This window comes from uncultured Mycobacterium sp. (genome assembly GCF_964249325.1).
In the GTDB taxonomy this organism is placed as follows: Bacteria; Actinomycetota; Actinomycetes; order Mycobacteriales; family Mycobacteriaceae; genus Mycobacterium.
Genome location: NZ_CAXUCH010000058.1, coordinates 4,569 through 21,577, shown reverse-complemented (window position 1 = coordinate 21,577; position 17,009 = coordinate 4,569). Strand labels below are relative to the sequence as shown.

At 63.1% G+C, this 17,009-nt stretch carries 12 protein-coding genes and 5 pseudogenes (1 of these 17 only partly in view); 3 read left to right on the top strand and 14 right to left on the bottom strand.

Translation table 11 applies throughout. The annotated features are described in order from the left end of the window. Positions 1–140 precede the first annotated feature (140 nt). Positions 141–1,279: pseudogene (locus tag ACFE99_RS10080) on the top strand (thiolase family protein). 64 nt (positions 1,280–1,343) lie between these two features. Here the strand turns inward: ACFE99_RS10080 and ACFE99_RS10075 are convergent. The 8 genes and pseudogenes from ACFE99_RS10075 to ACFE99_RS10040 all read right to left on the bottom strand — a co-directional run bounded on the left by ACFE99_RS10075 (position 1,344) and on the right by ACFE99_RS10040 (position 9,950). Then, positions 1,344–2,537: an acyl-CoA dehydrogenase family protein gene (locus ACFE99_RS10075; protein ID WP_375484790.1), complete on the bottom strand. Its 1,194-nt coding sequence runs from the start codon at positions 2,535–2,537 to the stop codon at positions 1,344–1,346. A 9-nt stretch (positions 2,538–2,546) separates the two neighbouring features. Further along, positions 2,547–3,587: an acyl-CoA dehydrogenase family protein gene (locus ACFE99_RS10070; RefSeq protein ID WP_375484788.1), complete on the bottom strand. Its 1,041-nt coding sequence runs from the start codon at positions 3,585–3,587 to the stop codon at positions 2,547–2,549. A gap of 2 nt (positions 3,588–3,589) precedes the next feature. Further along, positions 3,590–4,426: an amidohydrolase family protein gene (locus ACFE99_RS10065; protein ID WP_375484786.1), complete on the bottom strand. Its 837-nt coding sequence runs from the start codon at positions 4,424–4,426 to the stop codon at positions 3,590–3,592. Further along, positions 4,423–6,048 carry an acyl-CoA synthetase gene (locus ACFE99_RS10060; RefSeq protein ID WP_375484784.1) on the bottom strand — a complete coding sequence of 542 codons (1,626 nt, stop codon included), beginning with the start codon at positions 6,046–6,048 and terminating at the stop codon, positions 4,423–4,425. Before ACFE99_RS10060 ends, ACFE99_RS10065 begins: the two co-directional genes overlap by 4 nt. Positions 6,049–6,052: 4 nt before the next feature. Further along, positions 6,053–7,255, bottom strand: a complete 1,203-nt coding sequence (locus tag ACFE99_RS10055; RefSeq protein ID WP_375484782.1) for an amidohydrolase family protein — start codon at positions 7,253–7,255, stop codon at positions 6,053–6,055. Between the two features lie 30 nt (positions 7,256–7,285). Then, positions 7,286–8,143, bottom strand: coding sequence for an enoyl-CoA hydratase (locus ACFE99_RS10050; protein WP_375484780.1), 858 nt, complete (start codon positions 8,141–8,143; stop codon positions 7,286–7,288). Between the two features lie 134 nt (positions 8,144–8,277). Continuing rightward, positions 8,278–9,134: pseudogene (locus tag ACFE99_RS10045) on the bottom strand (dihydrodipicolinate synthase family protein). A gap of 16 nt (positions 9,135–9,150) precedes the next feature. Then, positions 9,151–9,950 (bottom strand): annotated as a pseudogene (locus ACFE99_RS10040) (SDR family NAD(P)-dependent oxidoreductase). A gap of 176 nt (positions 9,951–10,126) precedes the next feature. On the opposite strand from ACFE99_RS10040, the gene ACFE99_RS10035 reads away from it, so the two are divergent. Beyond that, entirely contained in the window at positions 10,127–10,939 is an 813-nt protein-coding gene (locus ACFE99_RS10035) for a TetR/AcrR family transcriptional regulator C-terminal domain-containing protein (RefSeq protein WP_375484796.1), read from the top strand. Positions 10,940–11,103: 164 nt separating this feature from the next. On the opposite strand, the pseudogene ACFE99_RS10030 reads toward ACFE99_RS10035, so the two are convergent. After that, a pseudogene (locus tag ACFE99_RS10030) lies at positions 11,104–11,427 on the bottom strand (enoyl-CoA hydratase/isomerase family protein); the annotation flags it as partial. 5 nt (positions 11,428–11,432) lie between these two features. On the opposite strand from ACFE99_RS10030, the pseudogene ACFE99_RS10025 reads away from it, so the two are divergent. Continuing rightward, positions 11,433–11,988: pseudogene (locus tag ACFE99_RS10025) on the top strand (fatty acid--CoA ligase family protein); the annotation flags it as partial. Positions 11,989–12,003: 15 nt separating this feature from the next. On the opposite strand, the gene ACFE99_RS10020 reads toward ACFE99_RS10025, so the two are convergent. The 5 genes in view from ACFE99_RS10020 to fabG are tightly spaced (at most 41 nt apart) and all read right to left on the bottom strand, a layout consistent with a single transcriptional unit that may run on beyond the window. Beyond that, positions 12,004–12,717, bottom strand: a complete 714-nt coding sequence (locus ACFE99_RS10020; RefSeq protein ID WP_375484778.1) for a GntR family transcriptional regulator — start codon at positions 12,715–12,717, stop codon at positions 12,004–12,006. A gap of 3 nt (positions 12,718–12,720) precedes the next feature. Continuing rightward, positions 12,721–13,911: an acyl-CoA dehydrogenase family protein gene (locus tag ACFE99_RS10015; protein ID WP_375484776.1), complete on the bottom strand. Its 1,191-nt coding sequence runs from the start codon at positions 13,909–13,911 to the stop codon at positions 12,721–12,723. 25 nt (positions 13,912–13,936) lie between these two features. Further along, positions 13,937–15,124 (bottom strand): CoA transferase, encoded by a 1,188-nt coding sequence (locus tag ACFE99_RS10010; protein ID WP_375484794.1) that lies wholly within the window; start codon positions 15,122–15,124, stop codon positions 13,937–13,939. A 5-nt stretch (positions 15,125–15,129) separates the two neighbouring features. Next, complete coding sequence (locus ACFE99_RS10005) at positions 15,130–16,368, bottom strand: acetyl-CoA C-acetyltransferase (protein ID WP_375484792.1); 1,239 nt, start codon at positions 16,366–16,368, stop codon at positions 15,130–15,132. 41 nt (positions 16,369–16,409) lie between these two features. Beyond that, positions 16,410–17,009, bottom strand: partial view of a 3-oxoacyl-ACP reductase FabG gene (fabG, locus tag ACFE99_RS10000; RefSeq protein WP_375484774.1) — the 3' portion only. The gene runs 183 nt beyond the window's last position; only the last 600 of its 783 coding nucleotides appear in the window; its start codon lies off the right edge, out of view; it ends in the stop codon at positions 16,410–16,412.

Below are 17,009 nucleotides of genomic sequence, written 5' to 3'. Positions count from 1 at the left end.
GCATCGCCGAACTCAAGGAGTTAGGAGCTATCGCATGAACCGCGCCGACGACGAAGCAGATCGAAACGATGAGGAGCAGTGGATCTGATGAGACACGCCGACGACGATGCAGAGCGAAGCGATGAGGAGGAGTGGCGCTGATGCATGACGTCGCGATCATCGGGGGGCCTCACCCATTCGGCCGGTTCGAGGGCAAGTCCGCGATGGAGATGGCCGCCGACGCGATTCAGCTTGCGCTCGCCGATGCGGGCCTGGACTGGAAGGACGTCCAGTTCGAGGTGGGTGGCAGTTGGACGGTGGCCAACCCGGACGCGATCGTCGGGATGGTGGGGCTTACCGGTATCCCGTTCACCGACGTGTTCAACGCCTGCCCCACCGCCGCCAGCGCCACCAAGCTGTGCGCTGATACGATTCGACTGGGCGACTACAACCTCGGAATCGCCGTCGGAATGGACAAGCATCCGCGGGGTGCCTTCACCGAAGCCCCCGCGCTGGTGGGGATGCCGAGGTGGTATGCCGAGAACGGGCAATACCTCACCACTAAGTTCTTCGGGATGAAGGCCAATCGCTACCTTCACGACCACGGTGTCTCCGTCGAAACCATGGCCAAGGTCGCCGCGAAGAACTACCGTAACGGATCGCTCAATCCCAACGCATACCGGCGCAAGCCGCTCACCGAAGAACAGATCCCCGGCTCGCCGGTCCTGAATTACCCGCTGACGCAGTACATGTTCTGCGCCCCCGACGAAGGGGCCGCCGCCGCGATCATGTGCCGCGCTGACATTGCCCATCAGTTTACGTCAAAGCCCGTGTATGCGGGCGGTGGAGGTCCGCACTCGCCGCTACGGTGCCTACGCGGTCAACACGACCTATGGCCCAGTGCAAGAAGACGTTTCGCCGACCGTGTATGCGGCCCGCGCAGCGTTTAAGACAGCCGGAGTGGGCCCCGGCGATGTCGATGTTATCCAGCTGCAGGACACCGATGCCGGCGCGGAAGTGATCCACACGGCCGAATGCGGGTTCTGCGCCGATGGTGAGCAGGAAAAGATGTTGGTCGACGGCGCCACCGAAATCACCGGCCCGATGCCGATCAACACCGACGGCCGGCTCATCGCCAACGGTGAGCCGATCGGCGCGTCCGGTCTGCGACAGGTGCATGAGCTGGTGCGCCAACTGCGCGGCGAAGCCGGCGACCGGCAAGTGCCCGGCGCACCGCGGGTCGGGTTCGCGCAGGTTTACGGCGCCCGGCACCGCCGCGGCGACGATCTTGAGCACCTGATCTCGCCGAGCAGACGCAAAAGTCCCCGACAGGCCGGGTTTCGGGCGCTTTTGGGCTGCTCGCGCTAATGGGCTTTCTTCACTTGCGTTGCGTATGCCGGCTTTCCCAGGCCGAGGACGTGCTGGGCGATCATGTTGCGGAAAACCTCGAGTGTGCCGCCGTAAATGCCCACCAGTGGGGCGAAGCGGTAGCAGTACTCTGCGGCCCCGTCATCGGCGGCGCCGTCGGTCCCATACGGCAATGCCGACGCGGCGCCAAGAATGTCCATCAGATCCGGTGAGATGTCGCGCATGGTTTGCGCGACGGCGACACGTCCGAAGATGCTCGGCGTGGACAGCGCCGCCTCCATCCGAGCCACGCTGCGCCCCAATCGATACGCCACCGACGTATCGTCGACCAGGCGGCGGCCATTCGTATTCTCTTGGGCGACCCGGCCTGCGGCCTTGTCGACCGCCTCGGCCATGAACCCCGCCTGGTGCATCATGATCGACGTGTCCTGCAGTCCGTCGCGAGCGGGTGCTACCGCGCCGTGTTCGACGTTGAGCGGCTCCCTTAGCACGGTCCAGCCGCCATTGACCTCGCCCAGCCGGTACTTGTCGGGGACGCGGACGTCACTGTAGTACACGATGTTGGTGCGGTCGCCGTCGACGGTGCGGATGCCCTGGATCTCGATACCCCGCGAGTTCAGCGGCACGAGAAACATGGTCAGGCTCTGGTGTTTCGCCGCTTGGGAGTCGGTGTTGGTGATCAGGAAGACGTATTGGCAGTTGTGCGCGCCGGTGGTGAACATCTTGGAGCCGTTAATGATCCAACTATCATCATCCCGCACTGCACGGGTCTTACACGTGGCGACGTCAGACCCGCCCTCGGGTTCGGTGTAACCCAGACACATTCGGATGTGGCCGCTGAAGACTCCCGGCAACACTTCCGCTTGTAATTCCGGCGAACCGAATTTCGCCACCGAGCGCGCGACCATCGCCGTCGTGCCCCAGGTCACCCATGGCACATGGAACCGGCGCTTTTCCAGTTCCCAGATACGGCGCCGTACCCGGCTGAAGCCGCCTTCGGATTCCGGCTTCCACTCCGCTTCCAGATAGCCCGCGGCCCCCATCGCGAGGTGCACGCCTTCATCGAAGTTGTCGCCGGTTTCGCGGTCACGGCGTCTGACCTCTTCGGTCACATGGGTGGCCAAGAACTTTCGTGCTTCGTCGAGGAAGGCCTTGTCGTCGTCGGACAGCTCGACCGTTGAGAAATCCATCGTGTGCTCCTAGACCTGCGCTTCGCGAGCAGCGACGATTTGAGCGATCTGCTGTGCGCTCGCACCAGGGTCACCGCCCGCCAACGGCCAACCCCGCGCTCGCACTAGGTACGCCGTCGCGGCCGCTTCCGCCGACACACCAAGGCCGCCTTGGATATGCACCGCCATGGTGGCTGCCTTCGTTGCCTCCTCGGCCATGAACGCGAACGCCGACGACGGCAACTCCGGGCGCTCGTCGGGTTCGTTGTCGAAGAACCAGGCGGCTCGGTGAGCAAGGTTGCGTCCGCTTTGCACAGTGATCGCCATGTTGGCCAGCGGATGCGAGATACCCTGCAGCGTCGAGATCGGCACACCGAGCGTGTAACGCGTCTTGGCGAACTCCGCAGCGATGGTCATCGTCTCCTCGACCATCCCCACCAGGGCCGCGGCGGTGAGCAGCCGCCACTCATCAAGTGCGCGTCCGTAGTTGGCCAACGCATCGGCTCCGGTGGCCACGACGGCCCGAGCATCGGCAGCGGCCGGGTCCACCCACGCCATCGGTAGCCGCCCGATGTTGTCTAGCCTCGCCGGTCGGGTGGCGAAAGTCAGGCGCACGATCGAGTCAGCGTCGCGGATGATGACGTGGTCGGCGATCGAGCCGGCCGGAATGAGCCTCGGGCCCTCACCGCTTTCGACCTGCGGATCCAGCGCGGCGACCTGCGTTCCGGTGACGACGTCGGATTCCACCTCGCCCAACCGCGCCAGCAACCGAGCCGTGCAGACGTGGTCGATCCAGGGAACCGGTGCAAGCGAGCGACCGATCTCCTCGGCGACCAGGGTCAGGTCGACCAATGTTGCGCCGTCGCCACCGCACGACTCCGGTAGCGCCATTGTGGTTGCGCCCATGGCGCACAACCGCTCCCAGAGGTTTTTGTCGAAGCCCGACGGTTCGGCGGCGCGCACCGACTCGATCGAGCAGTGGGTTTTGAAGAAGTCCTTGTACGCAGTCTGCAACGCGAGGTGATCTTCGGTCAGGCTGTAATCCAGCCTGCGCAGCTCGAAACGGTCCATCGTCATTGCTCCCGTCGTTCCCCGAAGAAGAATTCCTGCGCGTTGTTGTACAGATAGTTGTCGAGCACCTCCGGTGGGAGGTCCAGAGCAAGCGCTTCGGGCACGACCCGGCGCATGCGCAATACCGGCCAGTCCGATGCGTAGATCACCTTGTCGGGTCCGCGTGTTCGCATGTAATGCACCAGGCTTTCCGGCAGCCGCTTGGGTGACCAGGCCGACGTCATCAGGCGAAGATTGCGGTACTTGATCATTAGCCGAATGGCAACGTCCCACCAGGGGTCTGCTCCGTGGATCATGCACAGCCGCAGTTCTGGAAAGCGGACGCACACTCGGTCAAGATGCATGGGATGCTGCACGTCGCCGGGGATGGGTGGTCCGGGGATACCGGTGTTGATGCACAGCGGCAGGTCGAGTTCGGCGCACTTGGCGTAGAGCGGATAGTACACGGCGTCGCTCGGTGCATACTGCCCGTCGCCCCAGAAGCTCGGTCCCACCACGGCGTAGGCGACCGGCAGATCTTTGACGATCGCGGTCAGTTCGCGCAGCGGTTGCACCGGACGCAAAAGGTTAACTCCACCCATCGCCAGCGCGAACCGGTCTGGTTCGGCCGCAAAGAATTTGCGCGCGGTCGTCGACGGATTGGCGAGCGAGTCCATCAGGATCGCCTTCTGCACACCCTGCTCGTCCATTTCCTCGAGCAGTTCGGCCAGCTCGACCGGCTCGAACATCGACTTCGGACCCTTGAAGTAGTCGTCTCTGACCTTGAGCATCCAACTGGGCTGTTTTTCGGATTCCCCGAAATGCACGTTGACCAGACAGTCGATCGCCTTATGCGTCATGGTGCACCATGCAGAACGGTTTGTCTCGCAGCTTGTTTGGCCCATCGGTAGTCGGGCTTACCGTTGCCGAGGCGCTGGACCTGCTCGACGAAGATGAACGCCTTGGGCACTTTGAAATGCGCGAGCTGCGCGGCGCAGAACGTGTACAGCGCTTGCCGGCCAAGGTCGCCGTCTGAGCCAGGGCGTATCGCGACCAGCGCGACGACTTCTTCGCCCCACCGCTCGCTCGGGCGCCCGACCACCAACGCATCGGCGATGCCCGGGTGTGCGCGCAGCACCTCCTCGACCTCTTCGACGAAAACCTTTTCGCCTCCCGTGTTCACGACCAGCGAATCACGACCTAGCAATCGGATAGTGCCGTCGACCTCGATGGTGGCCCGGTCCCCGGATATCACGACACGCTGGCCCTCAACCTCCGGGAAAGTGCGCTCGGTGGCTTGGGCATCGTCGAAGTAGCCAAGCGGAATCCGCCCGGTCCGCGCCGCCCAGCCGACCTCTGGCTCGCCGGGCCGCAGGAATCGGCTGAGATCCGCGGACACCACCACTCCCCCGGACATGAGTTCGAAAGTACTGCTCTCCGTTCCGCCCCGGCTATGCCCGAACCCCAAGTTTCCGGTCTCTGACGATCCGTATCCGTCGATGATCGTGACGTGTGGCAGGCATGCCATGAGCCCTTGCTTGTACTTCGAGTTGGTGGCCGCTCCTCCGGTGCCGATGGCGTAAAGCGACGACAAATCGTATGTGCCCCGCTTCAGTTCGGCCAGGAGCGGGCCGGCATAGGCGTCGCCCACCATGGTAATCATGCCGACTTTTTCACGTTCCGCGGTCTGCCACACCAACCGAGGATCAAGCTTGGTCCGGTTGTCGTACACAACGACGCTGAGGCCGTTGAAGTTTGCCGAGAACGCGGTCCACATTCCTGCCGCGTGCATCAGCGGCGAGACGGCGAACCAGGGCTGCCCGACTGCGCGCACCTTCGCGTGGATCTCGTCCATGGAGGCGTGATCGGCTCCAGTCATCGATGCGACGTACATGTCGCTTTGGCGCCACAACACTCCTTTTGGACGTCCGGTCGTGCCGCCGGTACACATCATGATCAGATCGTCAGGCGAGCCGCTGATGTGGTCGGTGCCCGACGTTGCCAAGGCCTCATCCAGCGAGATGGCGCCCGGAAGTTGGGAAACGCTACTGCCGTCGTCGATTGACACCAGTACATCGGCGCCGGCAGGCAAAACCTCGGCGAACCGTGCACCGAGCGAGCGATGGTAGACGATGCCTCGCGGTCGCACGTATTCGAGTAGCTCGCGGATCTCACGCGGTGAGTAGTAGTGATTGACATTCACCGGCACCGCGCGTGCTTTGAGACAGCCGATCACCATGTCGGGGTACAGGTCGTTGTACATCAGCAGCGCTACCCGATCTTGCCCGCACTCCCAACGGTTGAGCATCTCCCGCGGGCGATGCACACCAAGCCCGTTGCTGCTCAGGAAGTTTGCCAATCGGGTGGTGCGCAGCGCCGACTCGCCGAACGTGCTTCGCCGATCACCGCACACCGTCATCAGGCGGTCCGGAATGACATCTGCGATGGCATCCAATACCGCGCCGATCGTCCACTCGGGCATGACGCTACGCCGCCGACGCCACCTTGATACCCAATAGGTCTAATGCGTTCTCAAGCATGATCTTTCGTATGTCGGCTTCGCTGAAGCCGGTCAGTTCGTCGGCGAACGCGAGCGGTGACTGCAGGCCTTCGCCGTGCGGCCAGTCGGAACCGAACAGGATGCGCTCGACTCCGATGGTCTCGGCTAAGGCTGGGAGATCATCCTCGTAGTAGGGGGCGATCCACACGTTGTTGCGCAACTGCTCCACCGGATCTTCGCGGAAGTGGTGCGGATAGTTGTTGGCCGCTTTCTTTAGCCGCTTGATCAGCCGGTACACGAAGTACGACCCGTTTTCGATGCTGGCCACCCGCAGTTTCGGGTGGCGGGTGAACACGCCATGCACGATCATCGATGCCATCGTGTCGTGGATCGCGCGATCGTCGAGCAGTACTACGTCCAACGGATCCTTCGCGCCGAACCCCTCGAACGTCGACTTACCGCCCCACATGCCCGCGATCTGCAAATAGCCACTGTCGCTTAAATGGAAGCCAACCGGCACGTCGGCCTCAGCCAGCCGCGCCCAAACCGGATCGTGGACGGGATCGCCCAGCGACCGCGGCTTCACCACGCCGGGAACGGGGGCGGGCCGCATCAGTACCAGCTTGGCGCCGCGCGACAACACGAATTCGACGTCTTCGACGGCTTTCTCGGGGTCGGCCAGCGAGATTATCGGCGCCGCGATGATCCTGTGATCGGGCCGGTCGAAGCCCCAGTCCTCGTCGAGCCACAGGTTGAACGCGTGCACCGAGGCCATGGTGGCCTGGATGTCGTGTTTGAGCGCTTCCTCGACGCCGCACGCGAAGGTCGGCAACATGAACACCGTCTCGATGCCCTGCTCGTCCATCACCGCGATGCGGGCGTCGCGGTTTTGGTACTCGGGGTGATCCGCCAGCCGCTCAACCTTCATCAGCGAGGCCGGGTCGACGCCCTCGGGCACCTCGCCACGGAACAACAGGTCCAGGCAGCCCGGCACGATGATCGGGTCGAAAGTCGGGTTCGGGATGAAGTGGTCGACCCGCTCACCGATGACGGCATAGGTGTGCTTGCCGTCGGTGAGCATCTGAACGCCGCGGCGTTTGAACTTCTTATCGAGATGACGTGTGAAGGCATCCAGCGGTTCGTAGTAGTGGTTGTCGACGTCAATCGCCTTGTAACCCAAGCTGGTCATGATCATCCTTTCGGTCCCGCACGATGTCGCTTACTCGGATGCGCTTAGCCCCGGGAAATTTGGCGCTCGCTTTTCGAGAAAGCTCGTGATGCCTTCGATGACGTCGGGCCGCAACAGCGACTCCTGCAGCAACGTCTCGGCAAGCGCGGTGGCTTCCTCCACGCCGCGAGTGGCGTCACCGTAGGCCTGCCGCTTGATGACGGCCATCGAAGCAGGTGAGCAATTGCGCGCGATGTCCTCGGCGTAGTCCATGACACACGGCAGCAGCTGGTCGGGGGCGACGACCTCCTTGACCAGACCCAGCTCGGCCGCCTCCTCGGCAAGGAAGGTTCGGCCGCTCAACAGCAGATCGAGCGCGACACCCCAGCCGGCCAACCGCGGAAGGATCCACGAGACGCCGTATTCCGCAATCAGCCCCCGGCGCGCGAACGATGCGGCGAATTTCGCCCCAGCAGCAGCAAATCGGACATCACACATCAGGGCCAGCGTGAGCCCGATCCCCACACAGGAACCATTGATCGCCCCGATAACCGGCTTGCGCAGGGTGGTCAGGGAATGGGGTTGGCGCTCGCCGACCAACTGGCTCAGGTCCCGCTGCTCGGTGTTCCCCAGCGACTCCCCGACGGTCGCCATGGAGCCCAGCTGAGCGCCTGCGCAAAACGCCTTGCCACTACCGGTCACCACGACCACCCGAATGGCCGGATCGTCTTCGGCATGCGCAAGGCTTGAATAGAAGGCACCGGCAATGTCGCCGCCCCAGGTGTTGAGTCGCTCAGGCCGATTCAGCGTGAGCACCGCGATACCACTGCCCGTATCCTCATAGCGCACCGCGTCGTGTTGACCGGCGGGGACGCCGGCCGTGGCAGCGACGTCATCGGCGGTGCTCATCGGCGCGTCTCCTCATTCCCGGACCGCTGACTCCAGCGTCTTTGTACCCATACTGTATACTTATCGGTACAGCATTCCGCAACTGCCGGAGTTCCATTACGACCAGGGTAAACCGGCGGCTGTTGGTTTATCGTCTACGGCGCAATAAGCCCGAGGCGACGATAGGCATTCTGGATCTTTTCTTTAGCCGCCGCAGGCAATTCGGCTTGCGGAGGCCGCGAATGCGGATAGTCCCCACCGGCAGACTAAGAATCGACGCCGCGTGCTTGAAGGCACCGCCCCAGTGGGTGAAGTAATCGGATCGTCCGGGATAGCAGGTGAACCACGGGCCGAGGTCGATGTCGAACTGGTCCAAGCCTGAATCCCGCCCAAATTCATCGCCTCGACGAGCTTGTCGTTGACGATCAGATCCCAGTACTCGGTAAGCACGCGCCGCTTCGGAGTTTCGAACAGGTATTGCGCAGACAGCGGGCACCTGGTGGTAGATCTGCGCGCTTTCCGCCGGTGTCAACACGTAGCCCGATGACGGTGAGTTGAACATGCCCAGCGCGATATCCGTGCGGTCGGCGATGTATCGGAAGAACCGCAGCACGCCTTCTCCGCCGTGCACTTCCATCATCGGAGTCTGGATGTAGGCGATATCGGCGCCCACCTGCTGTGCGTGCAGCGTCAGAGCCAAACAGTCTTTGGCTGACATCGCCGCGGTGCAGGCCTGCACGACGACGTCCGGATTGATGTGGCGTGCTTCCTCGATCGCCACTTCCAGCAACCGCTTTCGCTCAATGAGAGTCAGCGACCAGAACTCTGCTATGCCGCTAGTGCACCACAACATCGGGTGTCCGAGGTCGCCGACGCAGTACCACACCAGCGTCCCGCAGGCCTCCCAGTCGATGTCGTCGCCGTCAGTGCCACAAAACGGTGTGTAGAGGGAGTCGCCGATTCCCCGCAGCGCGTTGCGGGCCCATGCTCGCGCTTCGCCGGCCGTTGCCATCACGCCCTCCCTGTCGTCAGGTGAAGTCAGAACCACCGTCGACGTTGACGTTGGCTCCGGTCATGTAGGAGTTGCGCCGCGACGCCAAAAACGCCACCACAGGCCCGATTTCGTCTGGTAAGCCGGCGCGCGGCAGGTGGGCCGGGTGGCCGAAGTGCTTGGCAATGGCGTCCATCAGCTGATAGGGGTCGTCGCCATCGACCCCGACCGACTTGGCCCAGCCGACCAGCGATTCGGATGCGATGCTGCCCGGAGAGACGACGTTGACCAGGATCTCGTCCTTGGCCAGCAGCAACGACAAGTTCTTGGAGATGCTCGTCAACGCTGCTTTGGCGGCGGTGTAGGCGGGCAGCACCACACTTTGCCGCTGGGTGGAGTGTGCCGAGAAGTTGACGATCCGCGCCCAGGCCGCCTTGCGCAGCAGCGGCGAAGTGCCGAGCGAACGCAGTGCACCATGCCCATCACGCCGTCGTCGAAAGCCTGGCGCCACTGCTCGTCGGTCAGGTCCTCGAAGCTGCCCACCCTGCCCGGACCGACCGCGCTGACGAGCACGTTGAGTTCGCCGCTCCACCGCTCGCCGAGTTGGGCAAACAGCTTGTCGACCTGTCCGGCGTCGCGGACGTCGGCGACCAAGCCGAGAGCATCCGGGCTGCCCTGCTGACGTAGCTCCTCGGCCGCCCGATCCAGGTCGGGTCGCCATCGCGCGGCGACCGCCACCCGGGCACCGTCGGCTGCCAGGCACCGCGCTGTGGCCAATCCCATCCCGCGAGCCCCGCCGACGACCACCGCGGTCGCGTCTTTCAGCCCTAAATCCATCGGTATGCCCGCTCGCCGTTCACTGCTGCCACAGCTATCAAAAAGCCTACGATAGGCATTACAGTAGCAGAGGGAAGCGCCGACACACCCCGCGTAGCCGCAGTTCAGGCCACAACTACCGGTAGATTCGGTTACGCCGGCTCGCAGCGCGGACTGCGTAAGCAGTAATGAACTTGATGGAGGTGCCCGCAGTGGCAAAGCAAGCTACCGCCGACAAGCGTCAGCGACGCGAACGCGGATCCATCAATCCCGACGACATCATCAACGGCGCTTTCGAACTCGCAGAGCAGGTATCGATCGACAACCTGAGCATGCCGCTGCTCGGAAAGCATCTGGGCGTCGGCGTCACAAGCATCTACTGGTATTTCCGCAAGAAGGACGATCTGCTCAACGCGATGACCGACCGCGCCTTGCGTAAATACGTGTTCGACACCCCCTATGTGCAGGCAAGCGACTGGCGCGAGACATTGCGGAACCACGCTCGCTCCATGCGGAAGACGTTCATCGGCAACCCGATACTGTGCGACCTGATTTTAATCCGGTCCGCGCTCAGCCCCAGGGCAGCACGGCTGGGCGTTCAAGAGATCGAAAAGGCCATCGCCGGTCTGGTCGAAGCGGGGTTATCGCCCGAAGAAGCCTTCGACACTTATTCCGCAGTGTCCGTGCATGTCCGGGGATCAGTGGTCCTGCATCGCCTACACCAAAAGAACCAGGCCACCGAGAACGGCGCGCGCACCATCGAGGACGCCATGGTCATCGATCCCGAAACCACGCCACTGCTCGCTCAAATGACCGCGAAGGGACATCACATCGGCGCCGCCGACGAGACCAACTTCGAATACGGTCTTGAGTGCATCCTCGACCACGCGGAAAGGATGATCGAGCAGGGCGCGGAGTCGTCTCCGCGGCAACGCAAGACGGGCAAGCCGGCACCTGCCGGGCGACGCAAGCCGGCGGCTCCCCGAGGGCGGACCAAAACGTCGCGGTAACAACATAGTTCCGGGTGGACACACCTGCCACACAAGCCGCTGGCTGAAGGTATTGCACTGTTTGCCCGGCTCTGAGCGACTTCACGGCTGCGACAGCCGATCCCACCGTCACAATCGCTCAGAGGCGGGCAAACCGTATGTCCTTGCTGGAAGCCGCGAATCGCTCACGGCGCTTTGGGTTCTGGTACATGGAAGTGTTCGTCACGCAGCCGGAACGCCTCCTTCGTACCGTGTTGTACTTGGGTCGTGACGAAGTTGAATTCTTCGGGCTCGAATTGCAGATTCGCCCCGAACGCGTGGAACAGATAGCTTGCCACTTCCTCACCGTGGTAGGCCTGGGTCTGTTCCACGAGACGGAACGCCTCCTTAGCGACCACGACGCCGTCGGCCGGCATTCTCGCCGCCTTCTGCGCCCAGTACCGGGCACGTGCCGAGACCATGCCCGGGTCGCATGTGTCGGTAAAGATTCCGAGATGCTCGACCGCACCCACCCGCCTGGGGCAGCTGCGGTAAGCCGTTCCCTGGCATGGAGGTACGTATCGCCGATCCCGAGACCGGCGTCCGGTTCCTTTGGGAACCGTTGGGATGATCGAGATTCGGGGACCTCACATTCTGCGCGGGATATGCCGGCGCAGCCGCGAAAACGTGTTCACCGTGGACGGTTTCTACTCCACCGGCGACCTCGGCCACCTCGACCCGGACGGCTTCCTCGTTTATCACGGCAGATCCGACGACATGTTCAAAGTCAGCGGCGCCACCGTTTATCCCAGCGAGGTCAAACAGGCGTTAAAGAGCATCGTGGGCGTCGACAATGCCTTCGTCACCAATGTTGCTGCTGCACAGGGCGACCAAGTGGGCACGGTGGTCGTATGCAACACCGCGGGAACGGCGGTTGAGCAGCTGCGGGAGGCTGCCGTGGACTGCTGAGCTCCTTCAAGGTGCCGACGGTGTGGCTGTTAGTGGCCTCCGATGATGACATCCCGCGCGGGCCCACCGGAAAAGTGGACGTTCGCCGGCTAGGCGCCATGCTGGCCGACAGCCAACAGTGACAACAGAGCCCACGATCAGGCTTGCGAGCGCGCCCGCCGTCGGGAGTTCAGGTGGCTTGCTTCGTCGACCACTCCGCGCTGGATAAGGTGCTCGATCAACGGAACTGCACCTGCCGCAAGGTGTTCGGACATCGCTTTACGGGCCAGTTTGCCGTCGCGCTTCTCCAGCGCGGCCAGCACCCGGCGATGGTCTTTGATCGACTGGCCCAGCCAGCCGGTGATGGTCGGAAACACCGATTCAGGGGCATAGCGGGTGATCTGCGACATCAACTGGGCAAGCTTCGGGGAGTCCGCGGCAACATTGATGGCCCGGTGGAATTCGTGATTCAGACGGACCGCTCGTTCGTTGTCATTGCCGGCATACGCAGCTTCCAGCTGGGCCTGAATCTCCTTGAGCTCGCGGAGCTCGTCGTCTTTGATGTTGACAGCGGCCCGCGCAGCCAGTTCACCACCGACGTGCGCCTGCACGTTCGCCACATCGGTGAGATCTCGGCTGGTCACCGGCAACACAACAAACCCGCGGCGCGGCTGCTGAGCCAGCAGACCTTCCGCGCGAAGCTGAAACAGCGCCTCGCGCACCGGCGTGACGCTGATTCCCAACTCCGCGGCCAGCTGGTCGAGACGAACGTATTCCCCGGCGGTATAGGTGCCGTCGAAAATTCTGTTACGGACAAAACGGGCGACGTCTTCGGAGAGCTGCGGTCGTGTGGCGAAATCAGGAGCGGTCACTGGTCAGATCCGATATTCGGCAAGCAGTCGCTTGCTGATGATGGATTTTTGAATCTCGCTGGTTCCCTCGCCAATGAGCAGGAACGGCGCGTCGCGCATCAGCCGCTCGATCTCATACTCCTTGGAGTAGCCGTAACCTCCGTGGATTCGGAAACTCTGCTGGGTGACATCGCTGCACAGTTCGCTGGCCAGGTATTTGGCCATCCCGGCCGCGAGATCGTTGCGTTCACCGGAGTCCTTCAAGCGGGCAGCATTAACCATCATCAGGTGCGCGGCCTCCACTTTTGTTGCCATTTCGGCCAACTGGAAGGCCACGGCCTGGTGTTCGGCGATCGGTTTGCCGAAGGTGTGCCGCTGCTGCGCGTAGCGCACCGCAAGTTCGAAGGCCCGGATGCCCACACCACAAGCCCGGGCTGCGACGTTGACCCGCCCGACTTCGATGCCGTCCATCATGTGGTAGAAGCCTTGCCCGGGTACGCCACCAAGAATGTCGTCGCCGCTTGCCAGGTATCCGTCGAAGATGAGTTCAGTAGTGTCGATGCCCTTGTAGCCGAGTTTGTCGATCTTGCCGGGGATCACCAAACCTGGTGCTACTTCGCCGAACCCGGTGGGCTTTTCGATGAGGAAGGCCGTCAGATTGCGGTGCGGTGTCTCGGCTCCCTCATCGGTGCGCACCAATACGGCCACCAGTGTCGAGCTGGCACCGTTGGTCAACCACATCTTCTGCCCGTCGATCGTGTAGGTGCCGTCGGCGTTGCGTGCTGCCCGGGTCCGTATCGCCGCGACGTCAGAGCCCAGCTCCGGCTCGGACATCGAAAAAGCCCCGCGCACTTCGCCGGTCGCCATGCGAGGCAGCAGATGTTTCTGCGCTTCTGTTCCGTGCTGGCGCACCATGTACGCGACGATGAAATGAGTGTTGATCACACCCGAAATGCTCATCCAACCGCGTGCCAATTCTTCGACACACAGCGCGTAGGTCAATAGCGACTCGCCCAGCCCTCCGTACTCCTCGGGAATCATCAAACCGAACAGACCCATGTCGCGCATCCGCTCGACGATGGCTTGAGGGTAGGTATCACTGTGTTCGAGTTCCTGCGCGCTGGGAATGACTTCCTTGTCCACGAATTGGCGAACCGTGGCGAGGATCTCGGCCTGAAACTCGGTTAGGCCGAGCGTCTGCGCAAGTCTGGTCATGCTGTTGCTTTCCCCTCTGCCCCGCTCAGCAAGCGATCGTCTTCGCACTGATCAGGCGCGCAATGTCGTCGTGGCTTAACCCCAGTCTTTCAGCGAGCACGTCGTTCGTGTCTTGACCCAAACTTGGCGCAGGCGTGCTCGGCTGATGCATGCCGTCGAACGCGGTCGGCAAACCTGGAGCGAGATAATCGCCGATTCCTTGTTGGTGCAGCAGAGAAAACAACGGATTCCCCGTCACCCGTGGGTCCGCGGCGGCCTCGGCGAACGTGCGGTAGCGTTCGAACAGCACCGTGGTTCCAGACAGCGCCTCGCTGATCTGCTCGGCAGTGTGATCGGCGAACCAAACGCCGAACAGAGCCGTCAGCGCATCGCGGTAGCGGTAGCGGTCACCTTCGGCGGTGAAGTCCGCGCCAAGCGCCTCGGCGAGAGCCGACACGGCCGCACCGGTGGCCGTGACCTCGACAAGGTCGCGGAAATGGCGGCTGGTCAACGTCACAACCATGAACGCGACGCCGTCGCGACTCGTGAAGTCCCGGCCGTACTGGCCGTAGATGGCATTGCCGAGCCGTGGGCGCTGGGTGCCGTTGACCTGAGGCTCGGTCAACCACCCCAGATTGGCCGCGGTGGCCAGCGCGACGTCCTCGAGCGCAACACTGACTTGCGCGCCCACTCCGGAATTGTCGCGACGACGCAGCGCGGCGATCACCGCCAGCGCCGCGTACAGACCACAGCACACGTCCCACGCCGGCAGCACGTGGTTGATGGGACCGGCATGGTCGGTCGGACCAGTCACCAATGGAAACCCGGTCGCCGCGTTGACCGTGTAGTCCACCGCGGTGGAACCGTCATTACGGCCGAGCAACTGGACGTGGATCACATCCGATCTAAGACTGACCAACTGTTCATACGACAGCCACGACAGGCCCGCGGCGTTGGTTACCACGATGCCGTCGCCTTCGACGACAAGCCGCTGAACCAGGCCTTGCCCGTCCGATGAACGCAGATCGATCGTCGCCGAACGCTTCCCCTTGTTCAGCCCGGTCCAGTAAATCGAGGCACCGCTTCTTGCCAGCGGCCAGCGGTGGACGTCGGACGCACCACCAATTGGGTCGATCCGAATCACCTCTGCGCCAAGTTGGCTCAGCGTCATACCGCACAACGGTGCGGCGACGAAGCTGGACACTTCGACGACAGTGATACCGCTCAACGGCATGTTCACTACGACGCGATCCGTTCGAAGACGGCGGCAAGTCCTTGGCCCCCGCCGATGCACATGGTTTCTAAACCGTAGCGCGCCTGGCGCCGGCTGAGCTCGCGTGCCAGCGTGGCCAGCATCCTCGCGCCGGTCGCACCGACCGGGTGGCCCAGCGAAATTCCGGAGCCGTGGACGTTGGTGCGGTCACGGTCGGCGGCGCTGAATTTCCATTCCCGCATCACCGCAAGCGCTTGGGCGGCAAAGGCTTCGTTCAGTTCGATCAGGTCGATGTCGGCCAGCCGCAGACCTGCCCTGGCGAGCGCCGCTTCGGTCGCAGGCACCGGACCGATACCCATGATGTTGGGCGGTACACCCGCGACGGCCCACGACACCAACCGAACCAGCGGCGTCAGCCCTAGTTCGTCGGCCTTCTGCCGAGTGGTGACCACGCACATCGATGCGGCATCGTTTTGTCCACTGGCATTGCCGGCGGTCACCGTCGCTTCCGGATCGTCTTTGAGCAGCACCGGTTTGACCGTGGCCAACGACTCTACGGTGGTGTCGGCGCGGGGGTGTTCATCGGTGTCGATCATTTCCTCGCCCTGCCGGCTCTGCACGGTGACCGGGACGATCTCATCGGCGAAGATGCCGTCCTTTTGCGCGGCGACCGCCCGCTGATGCGATGTGACGGCCAGCTCGTCTTGGTCAGTACGGGAAATGTTGTACTGCCGACGCAGATTTTCCGCCGTCTCCAGCATCCCGCCCGGGACGGGATAGTTACGGCCGCCCGCGGTGGTGCGTCCGCGAACCAGCCCGTCGTGCACCCGGATACCGGTTCGGGCGCCGCCCCAGCGCATATCGGTGGAATAGAAGACCACGTTGCTCATGCTCTCGGCACCTCCGGCGATGACGAGATCGTTGTCGCCGCTGCTCACCTGCAGGCAGGCTTGGATCACCGCCTGCAGGCCCGACCCACAACGACGGTCGATCTGCATGCCGGGAACTGTCACCGGCAAGCCGGCGTCGAGCGCCACCACCCGCCCGATCGCCGGCGCCTCGCTGCTCGGATAGCAGTGCCCGAGAATGACGTCTTGCACTGATTCGGGTGGAATTCCGGTCCGGTCGAGGAGCGCTTTTAACGCTGCGATCCCGAGGTCGACGGCCGTCAGCGACTTGAACATTCCCCCGTAGCGGCCGATCGGGGTGCGTAGCGGCTCACAGATCACGGCCTCTCTTGGCTGAGCAGACGCAAAAGTCTCCAAATTTGCCCCGGATTGGGCACTTTTACGTCTGCTCGGCCCGGTCACATGAACCTCCCGCCGGTAACCTCGATCACCGTGCCGGTCATGTACGAGGACAGGTCCGACGCCAAGAACAATGCGACGTTGGCTACCTCGTGGGGCTCACCGGCGCGGCCCATCGGAACCTCCGCGACCTTCTCGTCCCAAATATGTTGCGGCATAGCCTCGGTCATCGCCGAGCGGATCAAGCCCGGTGCAATCGCGTTCACTCGCACCCCGAGATGGGCGAGCTCCTTGGCGGCGGCCTTCGTCATACCCACGATGCCGGCTTTGGCCGCCGAGTAGTTGGTCTGCCCGACCAGACCGACCTTGCCCGACAACGACGACATGTTCACGATCGCGCCGCCCTTGTTTTCGCGCATAATCGCCGCGGCCTTACGCGTGCCGTTCCAGGTTCCCTTGAGATGCACAGCGATGACCTCGTCGAATTGCTCCTCGGTCATCTTGCGCATCGTTGCGTCGCGGGTGATCCCGGCATTGTTGACCATAATGTCCAAGCCACCGAAGTGCTCGACGGCGGCTCCGACCAGGCTGTCGACGTCCCCATCGCCGGGGACGTAGCCGCGGCCTGGTAGGCCGGCCTGGTGGGCGCCCCGGCGCCC